10 protein-coding genes and 3 pseudogenes are annotated in these 16,068 nt (G+C 72.3%); 5 read left to right on the plus strand and 8 right to left on the minus strand.

Annotation, left to right across the window (positions count from 1 at the left end; all coding sequences use genetic code 11):
* Positions 1 to 124: 124 nt before the first annotated feature.
* Both O7604_RS29295 and O7604_RS29300 read right to left on the minus strand, forming a co-directional pair.
* The gene (locus O7604_RS29295) at positions 125 to 469 is read right to left on the minus strand and encodes a hypothetical protein (RefSeq protein WP_269700752.1); all 345 of its coding nucleotides are present in this window, start codon (positions 467 to 469) and stop codon (positions 125 to 127) included.
* Between the two features lie 80 nt (positions 470 to 549).
* Entirely contained in the window at positions 550 to 1,779 is a 1,230-nt protein-coding gene (locus tag O7604_RS29300) for an acyltransferase (protein ID WP_281578434.1), read from the minus strand.
* Positions 1,780 to 1,939: 160 nt separating this feature from the next.
* Here O7604_RS29300 and O7604_RS29305 point away from each other — a divergent pair, with 160 nt between their 5' ends.
* The 3 genes from O7604_RS29305 (at position 1,940) to O7604_RS29315 (ending at position 5,373) form a co-directional block, all read left to right on the plus strand.
* Positions 1,940 to 3,265 carry a polysaccharide pyruvyl transferase family protein gene (locus O7604_RS29305; RefSeq protein WP_269700756.1) on the plus strand — a complete coding sequence of 442 codons (1,326 nt, stop codon included), beginning with the start codon at positions 1,940 to 1,942 and terminating at the stop codon, positions 3,263 to 3,265.
* A gap of 40 nt (positions 3,266 to 3,305) precedes the next feature.
* The gene (locus O7604_RS29310; RefSeq protein WP_281578435.1) at positions 3,306 to 3,941 is read left to right on the plus strand and encodes an alpha-ketoglutarate-dependent dioxygenase AlkB; all 636 of its coding nucleotides are present in this window, start codon (positions 3,306 to 3,308) and stop codon (positions 3,939 to 3,941) included.
* Positions 3,942 to 4,035: 94 nt separating this feature from the next.
* Positions 4,036 to 5,373 (plus strand): solute carrier family 23 protein, encoded by a 1,338-nt coding sequence (locus tag O7604_RS29315; protein WP_269700759.1) that lies wholly within the window; start codon positions 4,036 to 4,038, stop codon positions 5,371 to 5,373.
* Positions 5,374 to 5,826: 453 nt separating this feature from the next.
* Here O7604_RS29315 and O7604_RS29605 read toward each other — a convergent pair.
* The 4 genes and pseudogenes from O7604_RS29605 to O7604_RS29325 all read right to left on the minus strand — a co-directional run.
* Positions 5,827 to 7,908 (minus strand): annotated as a pseudogene (locus O7604_RS29605) (DNA gyrase subunit A); the annotation flags it as partial.
* 393 nt (positions 7,909 to 8,301) lie between these two features.
* A pseudogene (locus O7604_RS29610) lies at positions 8,302 to 9,183 on the minus strand (LAGLIDADG family homing endonuclease); the annotation flags it as partial.
* Between the two features lie 12 nt (positions 9,184 to 9,195).
* Positions 9,196 to 9,603, minus strand: a pseudogene (locus O7604_RS29615) (DNA gyrase subunit A); the annotation flags it as partial.
* A 32-nt stretch (positions 9,604 to 9,635) separates the two neighbouring features.
* Positions 9,636 to 11,750 carry a DNA topoisomerase IV subunit B gene (locus O7604_RS29325; RefSeq protein ID WP_269700761.1) on the minus strand — a complete coding sequence of 705 codons (2,115 nt, stop codon included), beginning with the start codon at positions 11,748 to 11,750 and terminating at the stop codon, positions 9,636 to 9,638.
* A 290-nt stretch (positions 11,751 to 12,040) separates the two neighbouring features.
* Between O7604_RS29325 and O7604_RS29330 the strand changes: the two genes are divergently transcribed.
* Positions 12,041 to 13,297: a hypothetical protein gene (locus O7604_RS29330; RefSeq protein WP_269700762.1), complete on the plus strand. Its 1,257-nt coding sequence runs from the start codon at positions 12,041 to 12,043 to the stop codon at positions 13,295 to 13,297.
* A gap of 46 nt (positions 13,298 to 13,343) precedes the next feature.
* Here O7604_RS29330 and O7604_RS29335 read toward each other — a convergent pair whose 3' ends face one another.
* Positions 13,344 to 13,976, minus strand: a complete 633-nt coding sequence (locus O7604_RS29335; protein ID WP_269700763.1) for a class I SAM-dependent methyltransferase — start codon at positions 13,974 to 13,976, stop codon at positions 13,344 to 13,346.
* Complete coding sequence (locus O7604_RS29340) at positions 13,976 to 14,413, minus strand: Rrf2 family transcriptional regulator (protein WP_269700765.1); 438 nt, start codon at positions 14,411 to 14,413, stop codon at positions 13,976 to 13,978. Before O7604_RS29340 ends, O7604_RS29335 begins: the two co-directional genes overlap by 1 nt.
* A 155-nt stretch (positions 14,414 to 14,568) precedes the next feature.
* Between O7604_RS29340 and O7604_RS29345 the strand changes: the two genes are divergently transcribed.
* Positions 14,569 to 15,780 (plus strand): globin domain-containing protein, encoded by a 1,212-nt coding sequence (locus O7604_RS29345; protein ID WP_269700767.1) that lies wholly within the window; start codon positions 14,569 to 14,571, stop codon positions 15,778 to 15,780.
* Positions 15,781 to 16,068 lie beyond the last annotated feature (288 nt).

The following is a 16,068-nucleotide window of genomic DNA, read 5'->3' on the forward strand; positions in this document are numbered from 1 at the left end:
CGGGAAGAACCTGGCGGGAGGACCCGCACGACCTCGCCGGGGCGGGCCGGTGGAACGGGCCGCCGGGGCGGGTGCGGGGATGACGTTCGGTGGGTGCGGTGAACGGGCGTGGCCCGTGGGCGGATCAGCGGGCGGGCGGGGCCCGCGGGCCGGCCGGCGCGGCGACCCGGCCGGCCGGGACCGGCTGCGGTGCGGCCGGGTCGACGGCCCGGGGAGCGGGCGCCGGGACACCGGCGGGAAGGGCCTGCCGCTCGGCCGCGCGGTCGGCCTCCGGCCGCGCGGTGGCCGAGGCACCGGCGACGGGGTACGCCGGGACGGCCGCCGCCGGAGCCGGGGCGGCAGCGGCGACACCGGACGGCAGCGTGGCGGCGCCGAACGAGCAGGCGACGACCACGGCGAGACTGGCGAGCATCCGGGCGGTCCAGCGCGCCACCCACCACACGGGGCAGGTGAGCGCGATCGGAAGCACGGGTACAAATTACCGCCGAACCCCCACGAACGCACCGCCGCACGGCGTGTCGCGAATCGACCGGCCGAGGGGTGCGCGTGTCAGTCCGGGCGACGCCGCCCGGCGTACTCGATGCCCTCGCCCGGACCGGCGACGGACGTCGCGCCGCCGTCGGCGGCCGGGCCGGCGGCGTCGTCGGCGGCCCGGCGCGGAGCCGGCACCGCCGGCGCGGCGGCCGGCATGCGGGACGCGGCGCGGGCCCGGCGGGACGGGCCGAGCAGGCGCATCATCGGCACCTCCACCCAGCGGTGCAGCGCGGCGGCCAGCGCGAGCGTGACCACCAGGAAGCCGAGGACCGCGAGCGGGCCGCGCCAGCCGGGCAGGCCGCTCCCCCAGTGCCCGGTCAGCCGCAGCACGGTGACCATGACCAGCACGTGCACCAGGTAGAAGGCGAACGACACCTCGCCGAGCCAGACCATGGCGCGGGACCGCCAGGGGGTGGGCCGGCCGCGCACGTCGGCGTCCGCCGCGGCGGCGATGACCAGCAGGTATGCGACCGCGAGCAGCGCCGCCCAGAACTCGGCCGGGATCCACAGCGCGGCGACGACCCAGGTGGTGACGAAGACGCCGGTGGCGACGGTGAGGTTCGGGCCGCGCCAGCGGTGCCGGCGCATCAGCTCGGCGGCGGCCACACCCATCCAGAACTCCAGCGACCGGGTCACCGGGAAGATCTGCGTGAACCACCACCGCTGCTCCTCCGGCACGAGCTGCTGGCCGGGCCACAGCGCCAGGATGAGCAGCGGCGCCGCGACCAGCACGGTCCGCAGCACGCCGGTACGGGCCCGGCGCAGCCACGGCACCACGAGCGGCAGGCACAGGTAGAAGGCCAGCTCGCAGGAGAGCGACCAGCTCACGTTGTTGACGCTGTAGAAGTAGCCGCCCAGCGGGATCCACGCCTGGACCAGGAAGAAGTTGGCGATCGCGGCCCACGGGACGATCGGGTCGGCGAACCAGGCCGCGACCGTCACCGCCGCGACGAACGTCACCACGTGGTTCGGGTAGATCTTGGCGAACCGGCGGCGCAGGAACGTCCACGCGCGTTCCCCGTCCCGGTACGACCAGACCAGCACGAACCCGCTGAGGATGAAGAAGAACTCGACGCCGGACAGGCCGAGGCTGAACGCCTTGTCGATCAGGGGCTTCAGGTGCGGCTCGGCGACGATGCCCATGGTCCCGGCGTGGAAGCCGAAGACGAGCAGCGCGGCGACCCACCGCAATCCGGTCAGCGACGGCAGTCGTGGGGCACGGGTGACGGTCGGCGCGCTGGTCATTCCGGGCACCCTACCCCGGGGGAACCGGGACGTTCCCGGCGAGCCGACGTCCGCCGGGTCTCTCAGGGGCGGCGGATAGGATTTCCGTTCCTGCACGCGCGGGCACCCCACCACGGCCCCCGCCCGGACGCCGTGCCGTACGGAAGGTGAGCGAAACCGGATGCACCAGCGGATCCTGCTCCGCGCCCGCAAGGGCCCGTTCGACGTCCTCACGCCGGAGGAGACGTTCGCCGGCAACTGGATCGGCGACAACAGCGGCAACCTGGTCTTCAGCCACGCCGCGCACAAGCTGCTCGCCACCTCCACGGCCGAGATCACAGCGACCCGCACCCCGGCCGACCCGCGGCTCGCCGACGAGATCAACGAGCGGCACGACGTCTTCGTGGTGCCGCTGGCGAACGCGTTCCGGCGCAGCTTCATCCACCGGCTCACGCCGCTGACCCGGCTGATCGAACGGCTGAAGATCCCGGTGGTGGTGCTCGGCGTCGGCGTGCAGACGAACGTCGACGGCGACCGCGAGTACCTACGCCCGATCGACGAACCGGTCCGCGCGTTCTGCAAGGCCGTGCTGGACCGGTCGCACAGCATCGGCGTCCGCGGCGAGGTGACCGAGAGCTACCTCAACACGCTGGGCTTCTCCGACGTGGAGCAGATCGGCTGCCCGTCGATGTTCCTGCACGGCGACACGTTCCGGCTCGAGAAGGACCGCCCGGAGCTGACCGCCGACTCGAAGGTCGCGCTCACCATCTCCCCGTACGTCCGCTCGATGGCCGCCGTGGTCCGCCACCACCAGGAGCGCTACCCGAACCTCTGCTACGTGCCGCAGGACCTGCGCACGCTCGGCACCCTGCTCTACGGCGACGCGCCCGAGCACCGGGGCCAGAGCAGCGACATCCCGCTGCACACCTCGCACCCGCTGTTCGCCGAGGACAAGGTGCGCATGTTCGTCGACCCGTGGACCTGGATGTCGCACCTGTCCGGGTACGACTTCGCGTTCGGCACCCGCATCCACGGCACCATCACCGCGCTCGTCGCCGGCACGCCCGGCTACCTGTTCGCGCACGACTCGCGCACGCTGGAACTGGCCCGCTACTTCGGCATCCCGCACCGGATCATGCGGGACGTGCCGGCCGACGTCGACGCCGCCGACCTCTACGCGGAGGCCGACTACACCGCGCTCAACGACGGCCACAAGGCCCGCTTCGAGACCATCACCGCGTTCCTGCGCAAGCACGACCTCGGCACCTCGTTCGCCGACGGTGACAGCGCCGCGCGCTTCGACCGGCAGGTCGCCGAGACGGTGTTCCCGCCGGCCGTCCGGCCCGCCGCCGCCACCCCGCCGGCCGAACTGCTGACCCGCATCGAGCGGCTGCGCGACGAGAACGCCAAGCTCACCGCCACCATCGACGCGCTGCGGTCGCAGCAGCTCCGGGAGCGGATCAAGCAGGCCGTCCCGGGCACCGTCCGCCGGATGCTGCGGCGCTGACCGTCGTACGCCTGTTCGAGAGCGCGGTACGATCGGCGACGTGTCCGACGCGTACCAGCCCTCGATGCTCGACCTGGCCGAGCAGGGCCCGGCCCTGGGCCCGCTCGCCGGGGCGCTGCGCCGGCACGAGCTGAGCCGGGGCGCCTGGGTCGACCACCTGCCCGGCTGGGTCCGGGGCTCCGACGAGGTGCTCGACACGCTGCGCCACGACGTGCCGTGGCGGGCCGAACGCCGCACCATGTACGACACCGCTGTCGACGTACCCCGGCTGCTCTGCTGGTACGCCGCCGGCCGGCCCCTGCCGCACCCGGTGCTCACCGCGGCCCGGGACGCACTCACCCGGCACTACGCGCCCGAACTGGGCGAGCCGTTCGTCACCGCCGGCATGTGCCTGTACCGCGACGGGCGCGACAGCGTCGCCTGGCACGGCGACACCCTGGGCCGCTCCGCGCACACCGACACCATGGTGGCGATCGTGTCGTTCGGCTCCCCGCGCGCGCTGCTGCTGCGCCCCCGCGGCGGAGGCGGCGGCAGCCTGCGGTTCCCGCTCGGCCACGGCGACCTCGTGGTCATGGGCGGCTCCTGCCAGCGCACCTGGGAACACGCGGTGCCGAAGACCACCCGGCCGGTCGGCCCCCGCGTCAGCGTCCAGTTCCGTCCCACCGGCGTCGCCTGAGCCGGGGCGGGACCACGTCCCGCCAGGGCACGTGCTAGAAACAACTCCCAGGGTCGATCACGCCCCCGTCACCCGATGACGCGAAGGGCGACCGATGACCCAGTCCCCCACCTCCCGCTGGTCCCCGTGGACCCTGCACGGCGACGGCCGCCAGGTACGCCCCGGCGACGTGGTCGCGCCCGACGAGCGGCTCTCCTGGCCGCGCACCATCGGCGTGGGCGTGCAGCACGTGGTCGCCATGTTCGGCGCCACCTTCACCGTCCCGCTGATCACCGGGTTCCCGCCCGCCACCACGCTGCTGTTCTCCGGCCTCGGCACGCTGCTGTTCCTGCTGATCACCGGCAACCGGCTGCCCTCGTACCTCGGTTCGTCGTTCGCGTTCATCGCGCCGGTGCTGGCGGCGAAGACCGACGGCGGCATCGGCGCGGCCCTCGGCGGCATCGTGGTCGCGGGCGTCGCGCTGGCGCTCGTCGGCGTGGTGGTGCAGGTGGCCGGTTCCCGCTGGATCGACGCGCTGATGCCGCCGGTGGTGACCGGCGCGATCGTCATGCTGATCGGCCTCAACCTCGCGCCGGTGGCCTGGGACGGCGACGGCTCCGGCACCGGCGTCAAGGCGCAGCCGCTGATCGCCGTGGTCACGCTCCTCGCGATCCTGCTCACGACGGTGCTGTTCCGGGGCTTCGTGGCGCGGCTGTCGATCCTCGTCGGCGTGGTGGTCGGGTGGGTGCTCGCCGCGCTCACCGGCAACCTCGACCAGCAGGCGGTCAGCGGCCTGCGCCAGGCGGCCTGGGTCGGTTTCCCCGAGTTCCACACGCCGAGCTTCGACGCGCGCGCCGTCGTGCTGGTCATCCCGGTGATCCTGGTGCTGATCGCGGAGAACGCCGGGCACGTCAAGGCGGTCGCCGCGATGACCGGCCGCAACCTGGACCGCGACATGGGCCGGGCGCTGCTCGGCGACGGCGTCGCCACGGTGCTGGCCGGCTCCGGCGGCGGTTCCGGCACCACCACGTACGCGGAGAACATCGGCGTGATGGCCGCGACCCGCGTCTACTCCACCGCCGCGTACTGGATCGCCGGCGGAACGGCGATCCTGCTCGGGCTGTGCCCGAAGTTCGGCGCGCTGATCCTGACCGTCCCGGCCGGTGTGCTCGGCGGCGCCACCACGGCCCTGTACGGCCTGATCGCCATCCTCGGCGCCCGGATCTGGATCGAGAGCCGGGTCGACTTCCACGACCCGATCAACCTGTTCACCGCGGCGGTGGCGGTGATCATCGGGGCCGCCAACTACACGTTGACGGCCGGCGACCTGTCGTTCAACGGCATCGCGCTGGGCACCGCCGCCGCCTTGGCGATCTACCACGGCATGCGCCTGATCGCCCGCCTGCGCGGCACCACTCCCGAGTCCCGCCAATCCCCCGACCCCGAACTCTGACCCCTCACCCCACCCGCCCCGCCGCCTTTTGCCCCGCCGCCCCGTCGCTCCGTCGATCATGAAGTTAGCGGCACAAATTGCCCGATTCACGCCCGCCAACTTCATGGTCAACAGACGGTCGGGGCGCGATCGGGACACCCGAGGGCCCGACCGCGTCGATCATGAAGTTGACGGCGATCGGTGTCCGTTTTGCCGCCGCCAACCTCATGATCAACCGCGCAGGACGGGGGGCGAGTGCCCACACACCCGCAACTCGCCAGCCACCCGGGCGCCCGCTGCGGTGATCAAGGAGTTTGTGGTCGGCGGGAGGCGTGAAAGGGCCGCAAACTCCTTGATCAACGGGGTCGGGCAGTGCCGAGATGGGCAGGGTCGCCGGGTGCGCGGGCGCGGGCGGGAGACGAGCGGGCGCGACTGAGCGGTAGGGCGGGTGCGCCAGGCGCCCGCCCTACCTCGTCAGTCGCGGTCGATGTGGTGGCCCACCACCGTCGGGCCGAGCATGACGGCGAAACCGGAGCCGTCTCGGCGCGGGTCAGCAGGGGGCAGTTCCACCGGGTCGCCGGTGGCCGTCGCACCCACCGGCCGCGGACCGATCCACGCCACCGACAGCTCCACCTCACCCTTGAGGAACCGCTGCGCGCGGACGCCGCCGGTCGCCCTCCCCTTCGCCGGGTACGCCTTGAACGGCGTCACCTTCACCGTGGCTCCGGTCGAGGTGACCACCATCGGCTCACCGTGCTTCGCGTCGTCGGTGCGGATCGCGCCGAAGAAGACCGCCCGGGCGTCGCCTGGCAGGTTGATGCCGGCCATGCCGCCGCCCTTGAGCCCCTGCGGGCGTACCACCGATGCGGCGAAGCGCAGCAGCGACGCCTCCGAGGAGACGAACGCCAGCGTCTCGGCGCCGTCGGTCAGCCAGGTCGCGCCGATCACCTCGTCGCCGTCGCGCAACGAGATCACCTCGAACTCGTCGGAGCGGACCGGCCAGTCCGGGGCGCACACCTTCACCACGCCGGCCCGGGTGCCGAGCGCCAGACCGGGCGAACCCTGCGCGGACGGACCCAGCGGGGCGAGCCCCACCACCGTCTCGCCCGGCTCCAGCGGCACCAGTTCCGCCGCCGACATGCCACCGCGCAGTGACACCGTGCCGGACTGCTCCGGCAGCACCGGCAACGGCAACACGTCGATCTTGAACGCGCGCCCGGCGCTGGTCACCAGCAGCACCCGGCCGCGGGCGGTGGAGTGCACGAGCGCGCGTACCGCGTCGTGCTTGACCCGGCCGCTGCGCCGGCGCGCCTCGGCGGCCTCCTCCGACTCGGCCGCGGTCCGCGCCACCAGCCCGGTGGCGGAGAGGATCACCTGGCACGGGTCGTCGGCGACCTCCAGCGGACCGGCGGGCACCGAGGCGGCGAGCACCTCCTTGAGGTCGCCGTCGACGAGCGTGGTGCGCCGCGGCGCGCCGAACTGCTTGACCACGGCGGCCAGCTCGTCGGAGACGACCTTCCGCAGCACCTTGGGATCGTCCAGGATCTTCGACAGCTCGGCGATCTCGCCGCGCAGCTTCTCCTGCTCGGCCTCCAGCTCCAGCCGGTCGTACTTGGTCAGCCGGCGCAGCGGAGTGTCCAGGATGTAGCTCGCCTGGATCTCGGAGAGCTTGAACTTCTGCATCAGGCCGTCCTTGGCGGCCTGCGCGTCCTCGCTGGCGCGGATCAGCTTGACCACCCGGTCGATGTCGAGCAGGGCGATCAGCAGACCGTCGACCAGGTGCAGGCGCTCCTCCCGCTTGCGCTTGCGGTACGCGCTGCGCCGGGTCACCACCTCGTAGCGGTGCGCCAGGAACACGTCGAGCAGTTCCTTGAGCCCGAGCGTGCGGGGCTGGCCGTCGACGAGCACCAGGTTGTTCACGCCGAAGGACTGCTCCAGCGGGGTGAGCCGGTAGAGGTCCGCGAGCAGCGCCTGCGGGTTCACGCCGACCTTGCACTCCACCACCAGGCGGGTGCCGTTCTCCCGGTCGGTGAGGTCCTTGACGTCGGCGATGCCGGTCAGCCGCTTGGTCTTGTTCACCTCGTTGGTGATGGCCGCGATGACCTTCTCGGCGCCGACGCCGTACGGCAGCTCGGTCACGGTGATGGCCTGCCGGCCGCGGCTGCCCTCCAGCGGGCCGATCTCCACCCGCCCGCGCATGCGCACCACGCCGCGCCCGGTCTCGTACGCGCGGCGCACCTCGTCCAGGCCGAGCAGCAGCCCGCCGGTGGGCAGGTCGGGGCCGGGGACGAACTCCATGAGCTTGTCGAGCGTGGCGTCCGGGTGGTTGATCAGCCAGCGGGCGGCCTGGACCACCTCACCGAGGTTGTGCGGGATCATGTTGGTCGCCATGCCGACGGCGATGCCGGACGCGCCGTTGACGAGCAGGTTCGGGAACGCCGCCGGCAGCACGGTGGGCTGGGTCAGCGAGCCGTCGTAGTTCGGCTCGTAGTCGACGGTGTCCTCACCCAGCTCGCCGGTGAGCAGCATCGCCTCGCGGGACATCCGGGCCTCGGTGTTGTGGTTGACGAAACCACCGGCCAGGAAAGAGTGGTCCGCGGATTCGACTCGAACGGAAAAGACCTCCGCCGGCTCGTCGGGAGCAACCGCGACGACCTTCTCGTACCGATAGCCCGCATCCATGACGGGCAGGATCGTGGCAAGGATCTCGGTGTCCTTGATGCGGTCGATGATGCGGAGTCGTTCGGTTTCCCACCGCTCGACACGATCGAAGTTGTGGCTGGTGAGCCACTTGCGTCCGCTGCCCCGACGATCGAAGTCGATGCTGCTGCGCACGTAGTCGGCCACAAAGGGGACATGGTCCTGACTGAGCCGATGCGGGCGCAGCGGCGCGTGCCGCAGCATCTTGGCCAGCACCGCCTGCTTGGTACGGAGAAAGCCGACACGAGTTGCGAAAGCCCTGATGTTTCGCGTCCCGGAAACCACCAAGCGGTGCTCCACCGAGCCACTGGGCCGGGTGTAGTGGCGTCGACAGGCGATCACACCGAACTCCGCGAGCAGTTCTTGCACCTCCCGAGTCAGACGCTCGCTGTAGCTGGTGTACTGGATGGTGAAGCTGCTGTTGGCGACGCGGACTCCGCCGTCACCTTCGAAGAGGGCCATCAGGAAGGCCCTCTTGATGCCCCACCCCCCTGCCCAGACGAATTCGGGCACGAACTTGTCTCTCGCCTGGTGACCGATGAGCTCGGCGAGTGGACTCGCCCGGAAGGCGTCCATCCCGCCGGCGACGTCTTGGACGTCAAGTTCGTGAATACGGCGACGGTCTCGGCGCGTGTGCCGGTCGTTGACGTAGCGGCGTCCAGCCACGACCTGGTCGTAGGCATGCAGGACCTCGCCGAAGAAGTGCTCATCGGTATTGCTGAATCCTGCCCGCGACTCGCTGGCGAAGCCTTCAGAGACCCAGGCGCCGCCGAGCACGCCGAGCATGTATTCACGAGCGGTGGGGACGACCTGGTTCCATGCGTTCCGCGCGATACAGACCACGGAGCCCGGCGTCACCTCATCGAGCCGACGCCATTGGAAGACAGGGACGCCCATCGGAGCTTCGAGGCAGAGAACCAGATGATTCTCACTACCACGGAGGGAGAATCCGGTCTCAGTCGTGAACCGGATCGTCGGGTGGACACCCGAGTTGAAGACCTTGTTGACGCGAACCGCTTTGCCGTCCTTGTCGAGGACTTCGAAATCGGCCTCCGCCTCGCTGTTCGGCGGCAGGTCGACCACATCACCGATCCGTGGGCTGCTGCCATCGGCCAGGCGGATCCGGGTGTCACCGACGACGCAGTAGCGCGCCGCGGCCGGTCCGTCGTCCGGGGAACCGAAGTTGCCGTGCCCGTCGATGAGCGGGACGTTGAGCGAGAAGTCCTGCGCCAGCCGCACCATCGCGTCGTAGATGGCGGTGTCGCCGTGCGGATGGTACTTGCCCATTGTGTCGCCGACGATGCGGGCGCTCTTGACGTGGCCGCGGTCCGGGCGGTGGCCCTGCTCGTGCATCGACCACAGGATGCGCCGGTGCACCGGCTTGAGCCCGTCGCGCGCGTCGGGCAGGGCGCGGGAGTGGATGACCGAGAACGCGTACTCCAGGTAGGAGTCCGAGACCTCGGTGACCAGCGGGTTGTCGAAGACGCGGGCGCCGGCCTGGTCGAAGGCGGCGAGGTCCGCCTTCGCGCGGTCGTCCTTGCGGCGTGCCATGGTGCGGTTCCCTTCCGAGAAGAACCCGTTGGTCAGGCGTCGATGGCGTCGCGGTCGACGCGGTCGGCGGAGTCGATCAGCCAGTTGCGGCGGGGTTCGACCTTCTCCCCCATGAGCAGTTCGAGGATCCGCTCGGCAGCGTCGACGTCGTCGAGCGTGATCCGGCGGACCGCCCGGGTGGCCGGGTTCATGGTCGTCTCCCACAGCTCGTCGGCGTCCATCTCACCGAGGCCCTTGAAGCGCGGGATCGGCGTGACGATCTGCTTGCCGGCCTTCTCCAGCTTGCGCACCGTCGCCTCCATCTCCGCCTGCGTGTAGGTGTAGACGGTCTGCGGGTTGCGCCCCTTCGTGGTGATCTTGTGCAGGGGCGGCATCGCCGCGTAGAGCCGCCCGGCCTCGATCAGCGGCCGCATGTAGCGGGCGAACAGCGTGATCAGCAGGGTACGGATGTGCGCGCCGTCGACGTCCGCGTCGGCCATGATGAGCACCCGGCCGTACCGCAGCGCCGACAGGTCGAACGTCCGGCCGGAGCCGGCGCCGAGCACCTGCACGATGGCGGCGCACTCGGCGTTGTCCAGCACCTGCTGGAGGTTCGCCTTCTGCACGTTGAGGATCTTGCCCCGGATCGGCAGCAGCGCCTGGTATTCCGACGAGCGGGCCATCCGGCTGGTACCGAGGGCGCTGTCGCCCTCCACGATGAACAGCTCGCTGCGCTCCACACCGGTGGCCCGGCAGTCGACGAGCTTGGCCGGCATGGCCGCGCCCTCCAGCGCGGTCTTGCGGCGGGCGGCGTCCTTCTGCTGCTTCTGGGTGAGCCGCACCCGGGCCGCGTCGACGATCTTCTGGAGCACCGTCCGGGCCTCGGCCTTGGTGCGGCGGTCGTCCAGCCAGCTCTTGAGGTGCGCCTCGACCAGGCCCTGAAGCACCTTGGTGATGCCGGCGGTGGACAGTTCGTCCTTGGTCTGCGAGGTGAACTGCGGCTCGGGGATGCGCACGTGCACCACCGCGGTCATGCCCTCCAGGACGTCGTCCAGGGTGGGCGCGTCCTCCTTGGGCTTGAGCAGGCCGCGGGCGTTGCGGGCGGCGTCGGCGAGGGTACGGGCCAGCGCCCGCTCGAAGCCCTTGCGGTGCGTGCCGCCGTGGGCGTTGCGGATGGTGTTGGTGAAGCACTCGACGGTGCGCTCGTAGCCGGTGCCCCAGCGGAAGGCCACCTCGACCTCGGCGCGCCGCTGCACGTTGGACTGCATGACGCCGTTGGCGTCGGCGGCGTTCTCCCGGTAGGTGCCCTCGCCGGTGACCAGCAGCGTGCCGGAGACGGGCCGGTCGCCGGCCGGGGCGAGGTATTCCACCATGTCGGTGAGCCCGTTGGGGAAGTGGAAGCGCTCCTCGACGGATTCCTCGCCGGTGTCGTCGCGCAGCCGGTAGGCCACGCCGGGGACGAGGAACGCGGTGTTGCGCAGCTTGAGCCGGACCGCCTCGGTGTCGAGCGCGGCACCGGTCTCGAAGTAGCGCGGGTCGTGCCACCAGCGGATCGAGGTGCCGGTGCGCTGGCCGCGCTTCATCGCGCCGACGATCTGCAGGCCGGGACCGGGGGTGAACGGCGCGTCCGGGCCGTCGCCGTCGAAGACGCCCGGTACGCCGTGACGGAACGACATGGCGTGGACCTTGCCGCCCCGCCGGACCGTGACGTCGAAGCGGCGGGACAGCGCGTTGACCGCCGACGCGCCGACGCCGTGCAGGCCGCCGGAGGTCTTGTAGCCGGAGCCGCCGAACTTGCCGCCCGCGTGCAGGCGGGTCAGCACCAGCTCGACGCCGGAGATGCCGGACTTGGCGTGCACGTCGGTGGGGATGCCCCGGCCGTCGTCGTCGACCTGGACCGAGCCGTCGGCGTGCAGGATCACGTCGACTCTGGTGGCGTGACCGGCGACACCCTCGTCGGTCGAGTTGTCGAGGATCTCGTTGACGAGGTGACCCACGCCACGGCTGTCGGTCGAGCCGATGTACATGCCCGGGCGCTTGCGGACGGCGTCGAGGCCTTCCAGGTGCGTCAGGTCGTCGGCCCCGTAGAGGGTGTCAGGCTGTGCGGTCAACTGGTCGTACTCCCAGGTCTCGGCGGTGTGGTGCCGTTCACCGTGTGATCCCCCCACGATGATCGCCGGGCGCGGCGCGCCGGAGCGAGCCTAGCCGGGTGCCCCGACAGGTCGGCGGCACCGGGGCGGTGCGTTGCGCGATCGGCCTGCCGGCCGGGTCCGCGCCGAGGCCGCGTACGGCGGTCCGGCGGGACGGGTGGGGCGTCCAGGCGGCACAACGATCCGCGCGCCCGGTGTCTTCCCCGGCGAGGGGCTCTGGATGTCGGGGCATTGACGTCCGTCACACGCGCGTGATCTGATCGCCATCCCAAAGAATCTTTCACATTTCGATGTCTGGGAGGTCGGGCATGTCCGTGTTCCGTCGTTCCGTGCTCGCGGCGGCGCTGGCGCTCGCCACGGTGGCGTTACCCGCCGCCGCGGCGCCCGCCCGGCCGGCCGCCGCCGCACTGCCCACCGCCGCCGTGGCGCTGGGTGACAGCTTCATCAGCGGTGAGGGCGCCGGGGCGTACGCGCCGGTGGCGGACGTCAACGGGGTGGCCCAGGGCTTCCCCGGCTGGTCCGCCGCCAACGCCAACGCCTACTTCTGCCACCGCTCACCGAACGCCTCGCTGTTCCAGGCCGACCTGCCCGGCATCTCCGCGCGGTTCAACCTGGCCTGCTCGGGCGGCCAGCCGTACGACATCGCCAACGCGTCCGCCACCCGGGCCAAGGGGCGGCAGGTGGCCGCCCAGCTCGACCAGCTCCGGGCGGTGGCGCGGACCCACGACATCGACCTGGTGCTCGTCGGGCTCGGCTCGAACAACAGCTCGTTCACCTTCGGCAGCGTGGCGGAGAAGTGCGCCAACCGGTTCATCGCCGACGCGTGGACCGGCTGGTGGGAGTTCTGGGCGTACCTGGGCGGGCCGGTGGAGCAGAAGCCGTGCACGGACGCCGACCTGGGCACCGCCGCCCAGTTCGCCGCCGCGACCGCGGAGACCACCACGGCGCTGCGGCAACTGCTGGCCACGCTGGACGAGGTCGACGCCGACGGCCGGCACCGGGTGGTCTTCCAGGACTACACCAACCCGCTGCCGTACGAGCTGGACCAGACCTACTGGACCGAGGACAGCCGCGACGACACCCGGGACAAGTTCCGCGCGCTGGGCGCCGAGCGGTACGCGGCCGGCTGCCCGATCCACCGGGCCAGCCTGGCGCCCGGCCACCGCTTCTCGCAGGGGCTCGGCACGCTCGTCAGCTCGGTGCGCGGCACGCTCGCCGGTGAGTTCCCGCAGGACGACCTCGTCTACCTGAACGTGCAGCGCGCGTTCGACGGCGCGCGGCTCTGCGAGTCGACGGGCAGCCCGGGCAACGCCCTGGCCACCCCGATCCGGCTGATGGACGGCCCGACCGGCACGTTCGTCACCAGCCTCTCCGGATACGACAAGCTCGACATCCAGCGGATCGCCAACGCCTGCGGCACGTACTTCCAGACCTGCCAGGAGTCGTGGCACCCGAACGCCGCCGGGCACAAGGTGCTCGGCCGGTGCCTGGCCGGGGCGGCGACGACCGGCGCCCGTACCGTCTCCTGCGTCCGCGCCCCGGACGGCACGGTGAGCGTGAGCTGACCGCGCGAGGACCGGGCCGGATCTCCGGCCCGGTCCGGCGTCAGGGTCAGGGCCGGATCGCGGCGCCGAGGACGTGCGGCGAGGCCGGGGCGGGCAGCCCGGTCGGCGGGAAGCGGAAGCGGTCCAGTTCGGTCACCTCGAAACCGGCCGCCCGGATCGCTGCCACCGTGTCCCGGGCGGTGTGGCAGCCGGCGCAGAACAGCGGCCAGAGCGTGGCGTCGGCCAGGCGCTGGGCCCGCCGCAGGCCGGGGGTCTGCGCCACCACATGTTCGTAGAAGCGCAGTTCGCCGCCGGGCCGCAGCACCCGGTGCGCCTCGCGCAGCGCCACCGCCTGGTCCGGCACCGAGCAGAGGACGAGCGACAGCACCACCGCGTCGGCCGCGCCGTCGGCGACCGGCAGCGCCTCGGCCAGCCCGGCGGTGACGGTGACCGGCACCGGGGCGCCCGGTGCGGCGGCGCGGGCCAGGGCGCGCAGGCGCGGCTCCGGCTCGACGGCGAGCACCCGGGTCACGCCCGGCGGGTAGTGCGCCAGGTTGCGCCCGTTTCCGGCGCCGACCTCCACCACCCGACCGCGCAGCCCGGTGACGAGGCGGGAGCGGTGCGCGGCCATGCCGGCCTGGTCCATGGCGACGCTGGCGCGGGCGAAGAGCCGGGAGAAGACGGGATGCGAGACGGCCATCAGCGACCGGCCGGTGGCGCGCCGAGGCTGAGCAGGAGCGGGCCGGCGGATCCGTGGACCAGGTCACCGAGGCGTACGCCGTCGAGCACGGCGAGGAACGCGGCCTGCGCGCGGCGCAGCTCACCGCGCAGCCGGCACTCCGCGACCAGCGGGCAGACCGGCCGCGCGCAGTCGACCACCTCGCCGTCGCCCTCGAAGGCGCGGACCACCTCACCGACGGTGATGTCCGCGGCGTGTTCGGCGAAGGCCACACCGCCGGAGCGGCCCCTGATGGTCACCAGGACACCGATGCGTTGCAGCCGTTGCACCACCTTGGCGACGTGGCTGCGGGGCAGCGCGAGCCGGTTGGCGAGTTCGTCGACGGTGGCCCGGACCGGGGCCGCGGCGGTCAGCATGGCGATCCGCAGCGCCATGTCGGTCGACCGGTTGAGCCTCACGCACCGACCCTAGCCATTCGGTGCCGTCCGCGACACCGACAGATTCACGGTGACCCATGCCACCCCGGCGGCGGGACCTTCGGCCCTAAAAGAGGAATCTAGGAATCCTGTTTCGTGGGGATCGACCTGTTCGAGTCCCAGAAGGAGATTCGGTAGTGCTCACGCAATCCTCAGCAGCTGTGGTGACCGCCACCCTGCCCGTCGTACGGGCGCACGGCGAGGCCATCACCGGCCGCTTCTACCAGCGCATGTTCGACGCCCACCCGGACCTGCTGGACCTGTTCAACCGGGGCAACCAGGCCACCGGGGCGCAGAAGGCGGCGCTCGCCTCGGCGGTGGTCGCGTACGCGGCGCACCTGACCGGCGAGACCGGCATGCCGTGGGGGCCGGTCCTGGACCGGATCGCGCACAAGCACGCCTCGCTCGGCATCACCGCCACCCAGTACCCGATCGTCGGCCGGCACCTGCTCGCCGCCGTCGGCGAGGTGCTCGCCGACGCCGTCACCCCGGAGGTGGCCGCTGCCTGGGACGAGGTCTACTGGCTGCTGGCCTGCGAGCTGATCGCCCGCGAGGCGCGGCTCTACGCGGGCGCCGGCGTGCCCGAGGGCGGTCCGGTGTGGCAGGACTGGCGGGTGACCGGCCGGGCCCGGGAGAGCGCCGACGTCGTCTCGCTCACCCTCGCGCCGGCCGGCGGCGGCGCCGCGCCCGGCTTCACCCCCGGCCGGTACGTCTCGGTCGCTGTCGACCTGGACGGAGGCCGGGGACAGCAGATCCGCCAGTACAGCCTCTCCGGCCGCCCCGGCGCCGACACCTGGCGGATCACCGTGAAGCGGGTACGCGGCGAGGGCGGCGCGCCCGACGGCATGGTCTCCGGCCACCTGCACGAGCGGGTGTCCGTCGGCGACACGCTGCGGCTGAGCCCGGCGTTCGGCGAGGTCGACGCCACCGGCGGCGACGGGCCGCTGCTGCTGGTCAGCGCCGGTATCGGGCTCACCCCGGCGATGGCGGCGCTGGCCCACCTGGCCGACCGGGACCCCGGACGCCGGGTGACGCTGGCGCACGCCGACCGGGACGCCGAGGCGCACGCGCTGCGCGCGGAACTGCCCGCGCTGCAGCAACGGCTGCCGAACCTGGCCGTCCACCTCTGGTACCTCGACGCCGCCGGTGCCGACCTGCCCGGCCTGAAGGCGGAGGTGTCCGCCGGGCTGATCGACCCCGACCGGCTCCCGCTGCCCACCGGGGTCGCCGCGCACCTGTGCGGCCCGGTCGCGTTCATGAACCTGGTCCGGGGCAACCTGCTGCGCCGGGGTGTGCCGGCCGAGCGGATCGCCTACGAGGTGTTCGGCCCCGGGATGCTGCCGGGCTGACGCCCCGCGGTGAAGTCGACGATCTCCTGGTTAGGGGCGCAAGCCGAGGGTAGGGGTCCTCCATGCGCATCCCCGGCATCAACGCGACCTTCCGGCCACCACGGAAGCGGTGGACGCCGCCCCACCGGACGCCGGGGCGCCGGCCACCCGAGTCGACACGCTCGTGGCGGTCGCGCGCCGGCTGACCGGGGACGCCGACGCCGCGTACCGGCTCGGCGCACGGGCACGCGAGGTGGCGAAGGAGCGGTCCGGTCCGGACCGCTTCCTCGCCGACTGGGACCGGATCCT

Source organism: Micromonospora sp. WMMA1947, assembly GCF_027497355.1.
Classification (GTDB): Bacteria; Actinomycetota; Actinomycetes; order Mycobacteriales; family Micromonosporaceae; genus Micromonospora.